This is a genomic window from Amycolatopsis sp. NPDC051758, from assembly GCF_044453095.1.
Classification (GTDB): domain Bacteria; phylum Actinomycetota; class Actinomycetes; order Mycobacteriales; family Pseudonocardiaceae; genus Amycolatopsis.
Genome location: NZ_JBITCJ010000002.1, coordinates 409,488 through 424,138, shown reverse-complemented (window position 1 = coordinate 424,138; position 14,651 = coordinate 409,488). Strand labels below are relative to the sequence as shown.

The window sequence follows — 14,651 nt, the reverse complement described above, 5'->3', positions numbered from 1 at the left end:
GGGGTATGCCCGCGGCGACGAACTGGAGGTGGCGACGGTGGCCGGACGACACAAGGAGCCCGAAGGACCGGGAGAGCTGTCCCGGCGGTCGTGGTGGGCGGTGCTCAAGCGCACCGTGAAACAGTTCGGCCGGGACAACTTGACCGACTGGGCCGCCGCACTGACCTACTACGGCGTGCTGTCGATCTTCCCCGGCATGGTGGTGCTCACCGCGATCCTGGGCCTGCTCGGACCGGGCGCGATCCAGACGGTGATCGACAACGTCAACCAGGTGGTCCCGGGTCAGGGCAAGGACATCATCGTCGGCGCGATCCGGGAGCTGGCCGGTTCCCGGAGCCTGGCCGGGCCGCTGGCGATCATCGGCCTGCTCGGCGCGCTCTGGTCGGCGTCCGGCTACATCGGCGCGTTCATGCGGGCCGGCAACGCGATCTACGGCATGCCGGAAGGCCGTCCACTGTGGAAGGTGCTGCCGATCCGGGTGCTGCTGACCGTCGGCATCGTCGTGCTGCTGGCCCTGTGCGCGCTCGGCGTGGTCGCGACCGGCTCGGTCGCCCGGCGGATCGGCGACCTGATCGGGCTCGGGTCGACCGGGGTCCTGGTGTGGGAGATCGCGAAGTGGCCGGTGATCGCGGTACTGGTCAGCCTGGCGTTCGCGCTGCTGTACTGGGTGGGGCCGAACGTCCGGCAGCCGAGCTTCAAGTGGCTGACGCCGGGCGGGCTGCTGGCCGTGGTGCTGTGGGTGCTGGCTTCGGCCGGATTCGCGCTGTACGTCGCCAACTTCGGGTCGTACAACAAGACCTACGGTTCGCTGGCGGGTGTGATCGTGTTCCTCGTATGGTTGTGGATCTCGAACCTCGCCGTGCTGCTCGGCGCCGAGCTGGACGCCGAGCTCGCCCGCGGCCGGGGGATCGAGGCGGGGCGGGAAGCGGAGGAAGAGCCGTTCCTGCCGCCGCGCGACACAAAGGCGATGGACGACGACGAAGCCGCGGAAGTGGCGAAGGAAAGCGAACGGAGCTGAGCCGATGGCCTGCCGGATCACCGAACTCGTGCTGGACTGCCGCGACCCCGGCCGGCTCGCGGAATTCTGGTGCGCGGTGCTCGGGTACGAGGTGATCCTCCGCGACGGCGAGGACCTGGAGCTGGGCCCGCCCGGCGGCCGCTTCGGCGAGGGAGCGATCACGCTGGTGCTGAGCCGGTCGGACGACCCGCGGCGCGGCAAGCTGCCCCTGCACCTGGACGTCAACCCGGTCGGCTGTGACCAGGAGACGGAGCTGGCCCGGCTGACGGCCCTCGGCGCCCGGCCGGCGGACGTCGGTCAGGACGGCACCGAACCATGGGTGGTGCTCCAGGACCCGGAGGGCAACGAGTTCTGCCTGCTGCGCAAGGACGTCGGCGCGGCGTGACGCTCGTGGTCAGTCGCTCTCGGCCGCGCAACGGTGCCAGTGCACCTGGTCACCGGAGCGGTCGGCGTGCCACACCGCGGTGCCCGAATCCGACTCCCAGGTCGGCACCAGCCGCCCGGTGACAACGTGGCCGCGGGCCACCCGGCCGAACAGCTCAACACCGTCGGCCCGGCGGGCGGCCGGGATCCAGGCGGGGAACCGGGTGCGAGGGAGCTTGCGCTCGATCCACTCGCGGGCGGACCCCTCGCTGCCGTGCTCGGACTCGACGATGCTCGAGACCGGGCCACCGCCGCCGACGGCCAGGCCGATCGACGCGCGCCAGCGCACGGGGGAGGGTTCGGGGTCCATTACTCTCAGGGTCCCGGACGAGCGGGTGCGCGGACCAGTACACGTTCGGATGGATCGCCGTTCACTCACGGTGCCCCCTGCTGGTCGCGGGACGTCTGCACACCCCAGGCTTCCCCGTCCGGGTGACCTTCAATCACGGCGCGGGATCAGGGTCGAGATCACGACCGGGCCAGCAGGCGCGCGCACGCCTTTTCGAGCACGGCTCGCGCGTCGTCGCCGTCAAGCCGGCCCGCCCGGTTCAGTGCCGCCGAAATGGTGCGTTCGTCCCGGTACGCCGCCACCAGCCGCGGGTCCACATAGGACGAACGGCACACCGCCGGGGTGTTGCCGAGGGCCTGGGACACCTCCCGCATCACCCGGGCTTCGGCGCGCTTGCGTGCGCTTTCGGACACGGGCGGGTCCGCCGCGGCGAACGCGGCCGCCGCCAGCACCGTCGCGGTCCAGGTGCGCAGGTCCTTGGCCGAGCAGTCGTCGCCGGCCAGCTCCTTGAACCGCTCGTTGATGTCGGCCGCGTGCACGTCGTGCCAGTCGCCGCCCACGCGGTAGACCAGCAGCCGGTCGCTGTCCGCGCGACTCCGCAAGAGGGACTTCACGACCTTCGCCAGCGCGGGGTCGCGGATCGCCACCTCGCGGTCGAGACCGCCCTTGGCGACGTAGCAGAACCGGCACTCGTCCCCGCGGACCGCGGCGTGCTCGCGCAGCAGCGTCGCCACGCCGTGGGTGCCGTTCTCCTCCGCGTACTCCTCGCCGCCGGTGCGGAAGATGCCCCGGTCGAGCATGCGCAGCGCCGCCCCGAGAACACGTTTCCGGGTGAGCCCGCGCCCGGTCAGGTCGGCCTCGACCGCCTTGCGCCAGGCCGGCAGCCGGCGGGCCATCGCCAGCACGCGGTCGTGCTTCTCCTCGTCGCGGTCCTGGCGCCATTGCTCGTGGTAGAGGTACTGGCGCCGGCCGGCGTCGTCGGTTCCGACGGCCTGGACGTGCCCGTTCGGGTACGGGCAGATCCACACGTCCCGCCAGGCCGGCGGGATCACCAGGTCCTTGATCCGGTCGAGGAGCTCACGATCGGTGACGGGTTCGCCGTCGGTCGTCGTGTACGAGAAGCCGCGGCCGCGGCGGACCCGCCGGATGCCGGGGCCGCGCAGCTCACTGCGCCGGAGTCGGGTGCGTCCCACCGCCGCCTGGTACCCGCCCGGGCGGAGCGGAAACCACGATTACCCCACGCGGGGAGCGGATCAGGGGCCGCGGTGCAGCGGGCGCACCGCCGGGCCTTGGACCACTTCGCCGTCCACGCCGAACCGGGAGCCGTGACAAGGACAGTCCCACGTCTTCTCGGCGTCGTTGAACGACACCAGGCAGCCGAGGTGGGTGCAGTGCGCGCCGACCGTGTGCAGCTGCCCGGCCTCGTCGCGGTGGGCCGCGACGAGCTCCCCGCCGACCCGGACGACCTCGGCGTCGCCGGGCCGGAGGTCGTCGAGCTTCTCCGACCGCCACAGCGCGGCCACGTGGTCGCCGATCAGGTACCGGGCCACCGTCAGGTTGTCCTGCGCCACGCCGAGCACCGAACGCGTGTCGAAGCGGTTGGGGTCGAACAGGTCCGCGGCCGGGTGCGGCTCGCCGAGGATCCGCGCGGCGAGGAGGTGCCCGGCCGCCGTGCCGCCGGTCATGCCCCACTGGCCGAACCCGGTGGCCACCCACAGGTTCGCGGTGCCCGGCAGGTACCGGCCGACGTACGGCACGCCGTCCACTGTGGACATGTCGTGGGCGGACCAGCGGTGGGTGACGCGGTGCAGGTTCGCGTGCGCGTCCGCCCAGTCCGCGAGCCGCCGGTACCGGCGTTCGACGTTGACGTGCGCTCCGACGCGGTAGTGCTCACCGCCGGCGATCACCATCGGCGTGCCCTGCTCGGTGTAGCCGCGGACGGAGTGGTGGGTGTCGGCGTCGAGGAACATGCCTTCGGGTGCGGCGTTCCCGGCCGCGGGGCCGGCGACGACGAGGTCGCGGATCGGTTCGAGCCGGGCGAAGAACAGGCCGCGGTCGAGCACCGGGTAGTGGGTCGCGACGACGACTTCGCCCGCCACGACGTCGCCTCGGGAGGTGCGGACGGTCTGCCCGTTCACCGCGGTCGCGCGGGCGTGTTCGACGATCGTCCCGCCCGCGCGTTCGACTGCGTCCGCCAGGCCGAGCAGCCACCGGCGCGGGTGGAAGTGCGCCTGCCCGGTGGTCCGGACGGCGCCGAGCGCGGGCACGTCGAGCGCGATCTCCTCGACGTACGACGCGGGCAGCCCGGCCGCGGCGGCGGCGTCCGCCTCCCGCTTCAGCGAGTCCACGCTGCTCTCCCGCGTGGTGTAGACGAAGTTGTCGGCGCGCGTGAAGCCGCAGCTGATGCCGAATTCCGCCGACGTCGCGGCGATCCACTCGCCCGCGGCCGACTGGACGTCGGCGTAGGTCTTCGCCGCTTCGGCGCCGTGCCGGGACGTCAGGTGCGCGTACTTGGCGCCGTGCTGGGCGCTGACCTTCGCGGTGGTGTGGCCGGAAACGCCGGCGGCGACCCGCTCGGCCTCCAGCACGACGACCGACCGGCCGGCTTGGGCGAGCAGCAGCGCGGTGGTGAGCCCGGCGATGCCCGCGCCGAGCACCGCGACGTCGGCCGACTCCGGCACCGGCACACCGGTGCGGTCCGGGGCGGGTGCGGTGTCGACCCAGAGCGAGAGCGGTTCGGGCAGCGCTGTCATGGCGGCGGTGTTCCCGCTTTCGGGCCCGGCAAACGGCCGTCCGGTCCGGTTCGACCTGGACGAGGAGAACCACCGCTTCCACGGCCTGCTGACCCCGAAGTGCTGCAGCCCGGGCGACATCACCGCGATCGTCGGCTACTGGACTTCCCGGGCGCGGCGCTCGTCCCGATCCTGTGCGCCCGGTACGGCCTGCCCAATCGAGATCTTCTGCGACCCGGACTCGGGTCAGGTGGCCTGCTGGAGATCAACCCGCGGCACTCGCAGTCGCACGCCGAACTGTTCGAGTTCGACGCCGGGTGACCACCGGGTTTCGATCCACCCGTCCCGGTTACCCCGCGTTGGTGAGGGGGCTACCGTGAGCGGGTGAGGAGGTGTTCGCCGTGCCCCTCCACCGCGACGTGGTGGTGGTCGGCGCCTCCGCTGGCGGGGTCGAAGCACTTCGCGAGCTGGTCCGGGCGCTGCCCGCCGACTTCCCGGCCGCCGTCCTCGTCGTCATGCACCTGGCGCCCGGCGCGTCGAGCGCCCTGCCGCAGATCCTGAGCCGGGCCGGCGCGCTGCCCGCGGTGCACGCGGCACACGGCGAACGGCCGGCCAAGGGCACGATCCACGTGGCCCCGCCCGACCACCACCTGCTGCTCGGCGAAGACACCTTGGTCCTCAGCCGCGGGCCGACCGAGAACGGCCACCGGCCGGCCATCAACGCCACCTTCCGCTCCGCGGCGGTCACCGCGGGTCCTTCGGCGATCGGCGTCGTCCTCTCCGGGGCCCTCGACGACGGCTCCGCCGGGCTCTGTTCGATCGTCGAGCGGGGCGGCGTGGCGATGGTCCAGGACCCGGCCGACGCGCTTTACCCGGGGATGCCCGAGAACGCCATCGCCCGCACGTCGACCGAGCACGTCTACCCCGTGGGCGTGCTCGGCGGTGTGCTGAACCAGCTGGTCCGCACCCCGGTGGAGCCGGGTCCGGCGGCCGGGCCGTCCCCGGCCCTCCTGCTGGAGGACCGGATCGCGCGAGACGGCGTCCGCGCGGACGCAGTCACCCCGGGCGAGACGACACCCGTGTCCGGCCACATGTGCCCGGACTGCGGCGGCGCGCTGCTGGAAGTCGGCCGGCGTGGCGGGCACTACCGCTGCCGGATCGGGCACGCCTGGTCGGCCGAAGCTCTGCTCGGCGCGCACGACCTCGAGTTCGAGCGGGCCCTGTGGACGGCGCTGCGCTCCCTCGACGAGAAGGCCGCATTGGCCCGGCGGATGCAGCGGGACGTGGGACTCCGCGGCACGGTCGGGCTGACCGGACGGTACGAGACCACCGCGCGGGAGTGTGTGACGGCGGCCGAGACGCTTCGCCGGTTCCTGCTGGCGCAGCACCCCGAGCCCGGGTCGGCGTCGTGAGCCGCGAAGGCGCCGGCGTGCGCCTGGTCCCGAACGAGGACGTCGGATCGACCGTCGTGGCGGTGACCGGGCGCCTCGACCTCGCCAGTTACCCCGGCCTGCGGGACAACCTGCTCAAAGTGGCCACCGACTCGCCCGAAAGCATGATCGCCGACATCGACGGGCTCGCCGTCGCCGAAGACACCTTCGCGAGTGTGTTTTCGGTCGTCGCCACCCGGATCGGCGACTGGCCCGGCATCCCGTTCACGCTCGTCGCCACCCGGCCGGAGCACCTCGCGATGCTGGCGCGCCAGTCCATCGACCGCTTCGTGGCGGTGCACGCCGACGTCGGCACGGCCGACCGCGAACGCGACCACCCGCCCCGCCGCCGGGCGGTCCAGCTGCTGGTCGCCCCCGAGGGCGCGTCGGCGCTGGCCCGGCAGTTCGTCCTCCGCGTCTGCGCGGAGTGGGGGATCCCGGAACACACCCACGACGCGCTGATCGTCGCCACGGAACTGGTCGAGAACACCCTCCGGCACACGACCTGCACCCCACGGCTGCGGCTGGAGCTGCGCCGGCAGGTCTTCACGGTCGCGGTGGGTGACGACGACCCGCACCCGGCCGTGCTGCGCGAGCGGGTCCCCGGCGGGGACTCCGGCCTCGGGCTGATGCTGGTCGCCCAGGTGGCGCGGGTGTGGGGCTGCAGCCGGTCCGCTTCGGGCGGCAAGGTCGTGTGGGCGGTGCTGACCAAGAGGGGCCGATTGCGCCCGGTTTCGACCGCGTAGCGTGTCCGGCGTGACGGATGACCGGCCGGAAGCCGACGACGAGTTCGAATCGGTGCTCGCCTACCTCAAGGAGTCCCGGGGTTTCGACTTCACCGGCTACAAGCGGACCAGCCTCATGCGGCGGGTCCAGCGGCGGATGAACCAGGTCGGCGCCGAGAGTTACGGCGACTACATCGACCAGCTCCAGGTCAACGCGGACGAGTTCGTCGCGCTGTTCAACACGATCCTCATCAACGTCACCGGGTTCTTCCGCGACCCCGACGCCTGGGATCACCTGCGGAACGAAGTGATCCCCGCGCTGCTGGCCGAACGCAGCCCCGAAGAGCCGATCCGGGTGTGGAGCGCGGGGTGCGCGGCCGGTCAGGAGGCCTACAGCCTCGCGATGGCCTTCGCCGACGCGATCGGCGTCGAAGCGTTCCGGCAACGGGTCAAGATCTACGCCACCGATGTCGACGAAGAGGCGCTCACCCAGGCGCGGCACGCCGCCTACACGCCGGCCGAGCTCGAAGGGGTGCCCGAGGCCAAGCTGGAGGAGTACTTCGAGCAGCAGGGCAGCCGGTACAGCTTCCGCAAGGACCTGCGCCGCTCGGTCATCTTCGGCCGCAACGACCTCGTGCAGGACGCCCCCATCTCGCGGATCGACCTGCTGGTGTGCCGGAACACGCTGATGTACTTCAACGCCGACACCCAGACGAAGATCCTCGAGCGGTTCCACTTCGCGCTCGCGCCGCGGGGCATGATGTTCCTCGGCAAGGCCGAGATGCTGCTCAGCCACACGCGCATCTTCGAGCCGCTCGACCTCAAGCGGCGGGTGTTCCGCAAGGTGGCCAACTCACCGGTGGCCTACAACCACTTCCTCGCCCAGGGGTACCCGCCGCGCAAGCCGGCCGACGTCTCGGGCCTGGAGCAGATGCGCGAGCAGGCGTTTTCCGCCAGCCCGGTCGCGCAGATCGTGGTGACCGGCGACGAGGTGACGGCGCTGATCAACCAGCAGGCCGAGATCGCGTTCGGACTGTCCGAACGCGACATCGGGCGGAAGCTGTGGGACCTCGACGTCTCCTACCGCCCGGTCGCGCTGCGGCCGTACGTCGAGCAGGCCCGGCTGGAGCGCCGCTCGCTGCGCATCAAGGACGTCGAATGGCGCCGCGGCGGCGACCCGGTCTGGTACGAGGTGCACATCAACCCCTTGCTGGGCAAGGAGAAGAGCCTCATCGGCGTGTCGGTGGTGTTCCACGACGTCAGCTGGGCGCGGTTGCTGCTCACCGAGCTCGAGCACGCCAACCGGCAGCTCGAATCGGCGTACGAGGAGCTGCAGTCGACCAACGAGGAGCTGGAGACCACGAACGAGGAGCTCCAGTCCACGGTCGAGGAGCTGGAGACGACCAACGAGGAGCTCCAGTCCACCAACGAAGAGCTCGAGACCATGAACGAGGAGCTCCACTCCACCAACGACGAGCTGCAGACGATCAACGACACGCTGCGCGACCGCAGTCTCGAGCTCGACCAGCTCAACGACTTCCTGGAGTCGGTGCTCACCTCGATCCAGGCCGGGCTCGTCGTGATCGACTCCGAAATGCGGGTGAAGGCCTGGAACCGCGGGGCCGAAGAACTGTGGGGCGTCCGCCGTGAAGAGGCCGAAGGCACCCACCTGCTCAACCTGGACATCGGCCTGCCGCTCACCGAGCTGCGGCCGGTGGTCCGCGACGCGCTGGCCGACGCCGGATCCGAGACCGAGCTGACCCTGGACGCCATCAACCGCCGGGGCCGCGCCGTCGTGGTCCGGCTGCTGTGCGCTGCGCTGCGCAGCGCGAGCGGGGAGAGTGTCGGGGCGCTGCTGATGATGGAGGAAGTCAAGCCGGCTTCCTGAGCTCGTCAGCCCGACTGCGGGTCGCTGTCGTCGTGCTGGTCGCCGCTCGACGTGCCCTGCTCGCCCCGGAGCGTCTCGCGCTGCTCCTCCGAAGTGTCGCCGTGCGGGTCGTCGCCGTGGGCCGGCTCGGCCGGGTGTTGCGTGCGGTCCTCGGACGTCATCTCGGCGTCTCCCTCCGGTGTCCTATCCGGACCGGATACCCGGCCCCGGACGGTTCAACCGGCGGTGTTTGCGCCGATCTTCGCCGGGTAGCCCGGTGCGACGCGGACGTCCGCCGGCGGGGACGCCGGCACCGCGGTGAAGGTGAAGGAGACCAAGATGACCGCGTTGGCGGAACCCGTTCGCGCGAGCCAAGGCGAACCGACGGAAGCGCCGGCCCCGACCGAGCGACACCCGCGCCGCGTGACGGTCGTGCCGGGTGGCCCGGTCCTCGTCGAAGGACCGGTCGAGCTGTGCACGCCGGAGGGCGAGGTGGTGACGTCCGACCGGTTCGTGGTGGCGGTGTGCGCGTGCCGGCGGAGCAAGCGCTTCCCGTTCTGCGACACCAGTCACCGGCGGCGGGTGCGGGCTCAGCCGAGTGAGAGCGGCTGACGCAGCGAAGACCGCCCGGCCCGCCAGCTGCTCAGCAGGTGCGCACCGAAGCGGCCCTCCAGGAACTCCGTCGCCTGGAGGCCGAACACCACGTCAGCGGCCAGTTCCGGCTCGTGCTCCAGCAGGTCGCCGAGCACGTCGTGCCGCATCACCTGTTCGTGGACCGCGTCCGCCTCGATGTGTTCCGTGTAGAAGTACCGGCACGCCTCGGGCGCGCCCAGCCGCTGCAGGGCTTGGTCGATCCGGTGGGCCGACGGCCCCGTCGTGATCTCCGTTGCCGCGAAGTGGCCGCACAGCGCGCCCCGCAGGGACCGGTGCAGGCCGAACAGCGACATCATGTTGACCACCGCCAGCATCGACCCCGGGACGTGGTCGATCAGCTCCAGGTAGCCGTCCGGCAGCTCGGCCGCGCGGAGCAGGTCCGTGTAGAGGCGGGAATGCATCAACTCCGCGCGGCCGGCGCCGAACTCGTCGAACTCCACCGCCACCAGCGCGGCCTTGGCCCGGCCGCGCAGCCGCGGGATCACCCACGCGTGCGGGTCGGCCTCCTTGTGGTGGTACACCGACCGGTGGGTGAACAGCTCCAGCACGTGCTGCCACTCGCCGTGGTCGCGCAGGAAGTGTGAGAGTCCGTCGGCGTCCAGCGGTTCGACGAGCAGAGCGTCGAGCTCGGCGGTGACGTCGTCGCCGCCCGCGACGTTTTCGCGCAGCGCGGCCAGGAATCTCGCCTCCAGCACGCCGCGCAGGCGCAGCAGCTCCGGGTCCCACTCCCATTCGTCCGAGACCCCTGGCAGGCCCTGGTAGTGCAGTTCGTAACACAGGTGCAGGGCGAGCTGGAGGTCGTCGCCGAGCGGGTCGGTGTCGGCCAGGACGGCAAAACCGAGGTCCGCTCGCGGTTGTTCGCGCAGCAGCGTGCCGAGCACGGACTCCGACAGGGGGCCGCGAGCGGCCGGCAGCGTGGTGGTGGCGGTGAAGGTCGTCATGGCCCCGGGCTACCCCGTGAGCTGCGTTCCATGCCCCGCCGGCACCGTCCGTGCGGTCAACCACCGCACGGCCGCCGGGATCCCGCGTCCGGCGACGGCACGCTGGTGCGCCGAACCGGTGCCGTCCGCGCGCACGGCCGCAACGAGGTCCTGGACTTCGGCCAGGTCACCATTCGCCTCCAGTGCTGTCCGGACCTGCGCCAGCAGCGCTTCGACCAGCGACCACGCGGGCCGCCGCGTCTCTTCCACCGGGTCCACGAGCCGGTCGGTGAGGCCGTGGCGCGACGCGGTCCACAACGCCGCCGCCGCGACCTGCGGCGACAGCGGTGCGGCCTCATGCCCCCGAGAAAGGTCTTCCAGGGCCCGGCTCACCAGTGCCCGGCTCAAAAGTGCCTGCAGCACGGCGTGGTCGACGGTGAGAGCGGTGTCGGCGACGCGGAACTCCACCGTCGGGAACCGGCCGGACGGGCGGGCGAGCCAGAACGTCTGGTTCGGGTCGACCAGAGTCCCGCACTCCACGAGGGTGCCGACCGTCCGGCGGAATTCGTCGTACCCCCGGAAATGCGGCGTGAGACCGCCGCCCGGGAACCGGGACTGCAAAACCGTCCGCCAGCTGTGATAACCGGTGTCGCGGCCGTGGTCGAACGGCGAGTTGGCCGACAGGGCGAGCAGCGTGGGCAGCCAGCGGCCGACGTGGTTGACCACCGCGACCGCGGTGTCGCGGTCCTCGACCCCGACGTGGACGTGGCAGCCGCAGGCCTCGTAGTCCGCGACCACTGCGCCGTAGGCGGCGTCGATTTCGGCGTACCGGCCGGTGCTCGCCGCCAGTGTGGTCGCCGTGCCGGGCCCGATCGGCGTGCCGGTGGCCAGGAGCGCGCAGTCCTCCGCCGCCGCGGCGGCGGCCAGCACGCGCCGGGCCGCTGCCAGGTGGTCGCGCAGTTCGCCGGCGGTGGTGCAGACGCCGCTGGCCGCCTCGAGCTGCGTGAGCCGCAGTTCGCGGTGCACCTGCGCACCGTCGGGCAGCGTGCCGTGGTGGTGGTACCGGGCCAGCACCGGTTCGGCGCACGGCGACGTGTGCCCGGTGCGGGGATGCACGAGGAGGAACTCCTCTTCGACGCCCATCGTGGGCGGGCCGTCGGACACGGGCGGGCTCCTTCCGGGCGGGCGCCGCCGCGGGTTACCCGGTCCGGCCGCGGAAACACGTCCGGACCGGGGCGTGTTTCGCGATGATCATGGCCGGGGTACTTCGCAGCCATGACGACTTACGAGCGTCCGCGCGCCGATCCGCAGCGGACGCACCGGCTGCCTTCGCCGCGCGCGCCGGCGGACGGTGACCTGCACAGCCGGATCCGCTGGAAGACGGCCGACGCGATCGTCGTCGAAGTCGCCGGGGACATCGACCTCTGCACGGCGCCGGACCTGGCCGCCGCCCTGGACGAGCACGTGCGGGCCGCCCCCGGCGTGTTGCGGGTCGACCTCGGCGAAGTCCGGTTCCTCGGCGCCGCGGGCATCCGCGTGCTGCTGCGGGCCCACGAGCAGGCCGAGGCCGCCGGCGTCCACCTCGTGGTCGATCCCGGGCGGTCCTGCGCCGCCGGGCGCGCGCTCGAACTGCTCGACCGGCTCGAAGGCCGGCGCCTGCGCTAACCGCTGCCGGTGAGCAGGTCGACGACGTCTTCCGGGCGGCTCCGTTCCGCGAAGCGGCGCCGCTGGCGGTCCGCCCCGCCGCCCTCCGAGACCAGCCGCGTCGTCCCCTCCCGCGCGAACTCCAGGTCGCCCGCCGCCTCCAGCGCGGGCGCCGTCAAGGTGATCAGGTCCTCGAGCACCGCCTTCGTCGGCACCAGGTCCCCGCTGTCCGGGTGCGGGCAGCAGCCGGTGGCGCCTTCCCGCGACGCCCGCCAGAGCTGGGCGCGCAGCACCTCGTTGGACAGTTCCGGTGGGGGAGCGTCCTCGGCCAGCGCGGTCGCGACCAGGCCGCGCGCCAGCACTCCCAGCAGGACGGCTTCTTCCGGTGTCGCGGCGACGTCGGCGATGCGGAACTCGAGCGTCGGCTGTTTCTCCGAGAGCCGGACGTCCCAGTAGATCATCGCGCGGTCGAGGATCGACCCGGCGCGCAGCCAGCCGTCGACGATGCTCTCGTATTCGTCCAAAGAGGCGAACCGCGGCGGCGGACCGGCCGAAGGCCACCGGCTCCACTGCTGGTAGCGCCAGCTGCTGTAGCCGGTGTCGTACCCGTCGGCGATCGCCGAGTTCGCGGTGATGGTGAGCAGCGCCGGCAGCCACGGCCGGAGGTGGCCGAGCACCTGGATGCCGCTCTCCTTGTCGGGGATCGCGACGTGCACGTGACACCCGCAGGTGTGCGAAGTCCTCGCGGTGGCGCCGAAGTGCTCGGCCATCCGCTCGTAACGCGGGTTGGGCGTGATGATCGGCAGCCGCTCCGGGGCCAGCAGCGGCGCCGCGGCGGGCAGCAACCGAAGCCCGCGCCGGCGCGCGGCGCCCGCCAGATCCCCGCGCATCGAGCGAAGCTGCCGCAGTGCCTCGGTGTGGGTCCGGCAGACGTCGGTGGCGGCCTCGGCCTGCGACCGGGTCAGCTCGTGCTGCAGGTCGCCCTGATCGTCCGCAGTGGCTTCCGCGGCGTCGACGACGTCGTCGCCCGCCTGCGAAAGGTGGCCGCGGCGGTCGACGACGAAGAACTCCTCTTCGATGCCGAACGTCAGCACGTCACCGGTTGGTTCGTTCACCGGGGTTCTCCTGGGGGTGGGGGAGCTTCCGGAATACCCGCGGGGTGGAGCGCGCAAACGGCGTTTCCGCAGCCCGCGACGGGGTATCCCGCCCGGCATGTCGACCGATGCGATAGTGCTGCTCAAGAACGATCACAAGACCGTGGAGAAACTGTTCAAGGAGTTCGAAAATGCGGAGGACAAGGCGTACCGGCAAAAGCGCCGGCTCGCCGACTCGATCATCGAAGAGCTGACCGTCCACGCCTACATCGAAGAGGAGATCTTCTACCCGGCCGCGCGGGCAGCCGTGCCGGAGACGAAGGACCACGTCCTCGAAAGCGTGGAGGAGCACCACGTCGTGGTGTGGATGCTCTCGGAGCTGCTCGACCTCGACGCCCAGGACGAGACGTTCGACGCGAAGGTCACCGTCCTCACCGAGAACGTCCGCCACCACGTGGCGGAGGAAGAGGACGAGTGGTTCCCGGAGGTCCGCTCGGCGATGGGCCGCAAGCAGCTGCAGGAGCTCGGGCAGCGGATGATCGACGCCCGGTCGGGCGCGCCCACGAACCCGTTGAAACTCCGGAGTGCCAAAGCCTGAGGCCCAGCGCGCTCCGTGTGGAACACTTCGGAGGGTAGGAGCGTGCGGGGTGGGGGTATTCCGGTGGGCATGGAGTGGCACGAAGAGCGGCACGAGCGGGCCGACGAGCGCATCGAGCAGCTGGACGACCGGCTGTGGGCCGTGGCCACGGCGCTGCACGAACGGCCGGAACTGTCCTATGAGGAGCACGCCGCCGCGGACTGCCTGACCCGGGAGCTGACCGCGGACGGCTTCGAAGTGGAAACCGGGGTTGCCGGACTGTCCACGGCGTTCGTCGCGCGGTCGGGCGCCGGACGGCCGTGCGTCGCGCTGCTGCTGGAGTACGACGCCCTGCCCGGCCTGGGGCACGCCTGCGGGCACAATCTGATCGCCGCGGCCGGGCTCGGTGCCGCGCTGGCCGCCAAGGAGGTCCTGGCGGACAGCCCGGGGTCGCTGCTCGCCATCGGCTGTCCCGCCGAGGAACGCGGGGGTGGCAAGGTCGCCCTCGCCGAAGCCGGCGTCTTCGACGATGTCGACGCGGCCCTGACGGTCCACCCCGGTGTCCACTCGTGGTCCTGGGCCCCGCTGACCGCGCAGGTCGAGCTGAAGGTGACCTTCCACGGCCGTGCGGCTCACCCGACCGGCAACCCCGAGCAGGGGGTCGACGCCCTCGCCGCGCTGATCCAGGCGTTCGGCGCGGTCTCGGCCCTGCGCCAGCGGCTGCCCGCGAGTTCCCACGTCCAGGGCATCATCACCGAGGGCGGTGAGGCGACGAACATCGTCCCCGACCACGCCGAAGGCCGGTTCGGGCTGCGCGCGCTGACCACCGCGGCGCTGGACCGCCTGGCCGAGGACGTCGGAACCTGCGCCCAAGGTGCGGCGCTCGCGACCGGCACGAAGGTCGACGTCGAACGCCTCGGGCGCGGGTTCGCGCACTTCCGCGACAACCCGGTGCTGTCCGAGCGGTTCACCGAGCACCTTGCGGCGTGCGGGATCCACGCGACACCGCCGGCGCCGGGGGTGTACCTGGGCTCGTCCGACATCGGGGACGTCAGCGTCCGCGTCCCGGCGATCCACCCGTTCGTGGCGATCACGGCGGAGGAGTACGCGGTGCACACGGAAGAGTTCGCGGCCGCGTCGGCGAGCCCGCGCGGCCGGTCGGTGATGCTGGCTTCGGCGGCGGCGCTGGCCCGCACGGCGATCGACCTGCGGACGCACCCGGCGCTGGTCAGCCGGGCCTGGGACTACTTCCGCGAGCTGGAGCGGAACGAGCGCTGA

Annotated in this window: 16 protein-coding genes; 9 read left to right on the top strand and 7 right to left on the bottom strand. The window is 72.0% G+C overall.

Annotated elements, in window-relative coordinates; translation table 11 throughout:
- Positions 1-37: 37 nt before the first annotated feature.
- A complete protein-coding gene (locus ACIA5G_RS11195) occupies positions 38-1,018 on the top strand; it encodes a YihY/virulence factor BrkB family protein (RefSeq protein WP_395922453.1) in 981 nt (326 codons plus the stop codon).
- A gap of 4 nt (positions 1,019-1,022) precedes the next feature.
- Positions 1,023-1,403, top strand: coding sequence for a VOC family protein (locus tag ACIA5G_RS11190; RefSeq protein WP_395922452.1), 381 nt, complete (start codon positions 1,023-1,025; stop codon positions 1,401-1,403).
- A gap of 9 nt (positions 1,404-1,412) precedes the next feature.
- On the opposite strand, the gene ACIA5G_RS11185 is transcribed toward ACIA5G_RS11190, so the two are convergent.
- The 3 genes from ACIA5G_RS11185 to ACIA5G_RS11175 form a co-directional block, all read right to left on the bottom strand.
- Positions 1,413-1,751 (bottom strand): hypothetical protein, encoded by a 339-nt coding sequence (locus ACIA5G_RS11185; protein WP_395922451.1) that lies wholly within the window; start codon positions 1,749-1,751, stop codon positions 1,413-1,415.
- A gap of 158 nt (positions 1,752-1,909) precedes the next feature.
- On the bottom strand, positions 1,910-2,923 hold the full coding sequence (locus ACIA5G_RS11180) for a DNA topoisomerase IB (protein WP_395922450.1): 1,014 nt from the start codon (positions 2,921-2,923) through the stop codon (positions 1,910-1,912).
- 60 nt (positions 2,924-2,983) lie between these two features.
- On the bottom strand, positions 2,984-4,483 hold the full coding sequence (locus tag ACIA5G_RS11175; protein WP_395922449.1) for an FAD-dependent oxidoreductase: 1,500 nt from the start codon (positions 4,481-4,483) through the stop codon (positions 2,984-2,986).
- 380 nt (positions 4,484-4,863) lie between these two features.
- Here ACIA5G_RS11175 and ACIA5G_RS11170 point away from each other — a divergent pair, with 380 nt between their 5' ends.
- Genes ACIA5G_RS11170 through ACIA5G_RS11160 form a run of 3 tightly spaced genes read left to right on the top strand, consistent with a single transcriptional unit; the run spans position 4,864 to position 8,505 of the window.
- The gene (locus ACIA5G_RS11170) at positions 4,864-5,874 is read left to right on the top strand and encodes a chemotaxis protein CheB (protein ID WP_395922448.1); all 1,011 of its coding nucleotides are present in this window, start codon (positions 4,864-4,866) and stop codon (positions 5,872-5,874) included.
- Positions 5,871-6,638 carry an ATP-binding protein gene (locus ACIA5G_RS11165; RefSeq protein ID WP_395922447.1) on the top strand — a complete coding sequence of 256 codons (768 nt, stop codon included), beginning with the start codon at positions 5,871-5,873 and terminating at the stop codon, positions 6,636-6,638. Before ACIA5G_RS11170 ends, ACIA5G_RS11165 begins: the two co-directional genes overlap by 4 nt.
- Positions 6,639-6,648: 10 nt before the next feature.
- Positions 6,649-8,505 carry a CheR family methyltransferase gene (locus tag ACIA5G_RS11160; protein WP_395922446.1) on the top strand — a complete coding sequence of 619 codons (1,857 nt, stop codon included), beginning with the start codon at positions 6,649-6,651 and terminating at the stop codon, positions 8,503-8,505.
- A 5-nt stretch (positions 8,506-8,510) separates the two neighbouring features.
- On the opposite strand, the gene ACIA5G_RS11155 is transcribed toward ACIA5G_RS11160, so the two are convergent.
- On the bottom strand, positions 8,511-8,666 hold the full coding sequence (locus tag ACIA5G_RS11155; protein ID WP_395922445.1) for a hypothetical protein: 156 nt from the start codon (positions 8,664-8,666) through the stop codon (positions 8,511-8,513).
- 157 nt (positions 8,667-8,823) lie between these two features.
- Between ACIA5G_RS11155 and ACIA5G_RS11150 the strand changes: the two genes are divergently transcribed.
- Entirely contained in the window at positions 8,824-9,096 is a 273-nt protein-coding gene (locus tag ACIA5G_RS11150) for a CDGSH iron-sulfur domain-containing protein (RefSeq protein ID WP_395922444.1), read from the top strand.
- Here the strand turns inward: ACIA5G_RS11150 and ACIA5G_RS11145 are convergent.
- Both ACIA5G_RS11145 and ACIA5G_RS11140 read right to left on the bottom strand, forming a co-directional pair.
- Entirely contained in the window at positions 9,075-10,079 is a 1,005-nt protein-coding gene (locus tag ACIA5G_RS11145; RefSeq protein ID WP_395922443.1) for an iron-containing redox enzyme family protein, read from the bottom strand. The genes ACIA5G_RS11150 and ACIA5G_RS11145 overlap by 22 nt on opposite strands.
- A 9-nt stretch (positions 10,080-10,088) precedes the next feature.
- Entirely contained in the window at positions 10,089-11,201 is a 1,113-nt protein-coding gene (locus ACIA5G_RS11140) for a glutamate--cysteine ligase (protein ID WP_395923505.1), read from the bottom strand.
- 132 nt (positions 11,202-11,333) lie between these two features.
- Here ACIA5G_RS11140 and ACIA5G_RS11135 point away from each other — a divergent pair, with 132 nt between their 5' ends.
- A complete protein-coding gene (locus ACIA5G_RS11135; protein WP_395922442.1) occupies positions 11,334-11,723 on the top strand; it encodes an STAS domain-containing protein in 390 nt (129 codons plus the stop codon).
- Here the strand turns inward: ACIA5G_RS11135 and ACIA5G_RS11130 are convergent.
- Positions 11,720-12,817: a glutamate--cysteine ligase gene (locus ACIA5G_RS11130; RefSeq protein ID WP_395922441.1), complete on the bottom strand. Its 1,098-nt coding sequence runs from the start codon at positions 12,815-12,817 to the stop codon at positions 11,720-11,722. The genes ACIA5G_RS11135 and ACIA5G_RS11130 overlap by 4 nt on opposite strands.
- 97 nt (positions 12,818-12,914) lie before the next feature.
- Here ACIA5G_RS11130 and ACIA5G_RS11125 point away from each other — a divergent pair, with 97 nt between their 5' ends.
- The gene (locus tag ACIA5G_RS11125) at positions 12,915-13,394 is read left to right on the top strand and encodes a hemerythrin domain-containing protein (protein WP_395922440.1); all 480 of its coding nucleotides are present in this window, start codon (positions 12,915-12,917) and stop codon (positions 13,392-13,394) included.
- A 69-nt stretch (positions 13,395-13,463) separates the two neighbouring features.
- Positions 13,464-14,651: an amidohydrolase gene (locus ACIA5G_RS11120; RefSeq protein ID WP_395922439.1), complete on the top strand. Its 1,188-nt coding sequence runs from the start codon at positions 13,464-13,466 to the stop codon at positions 14,649-14,651.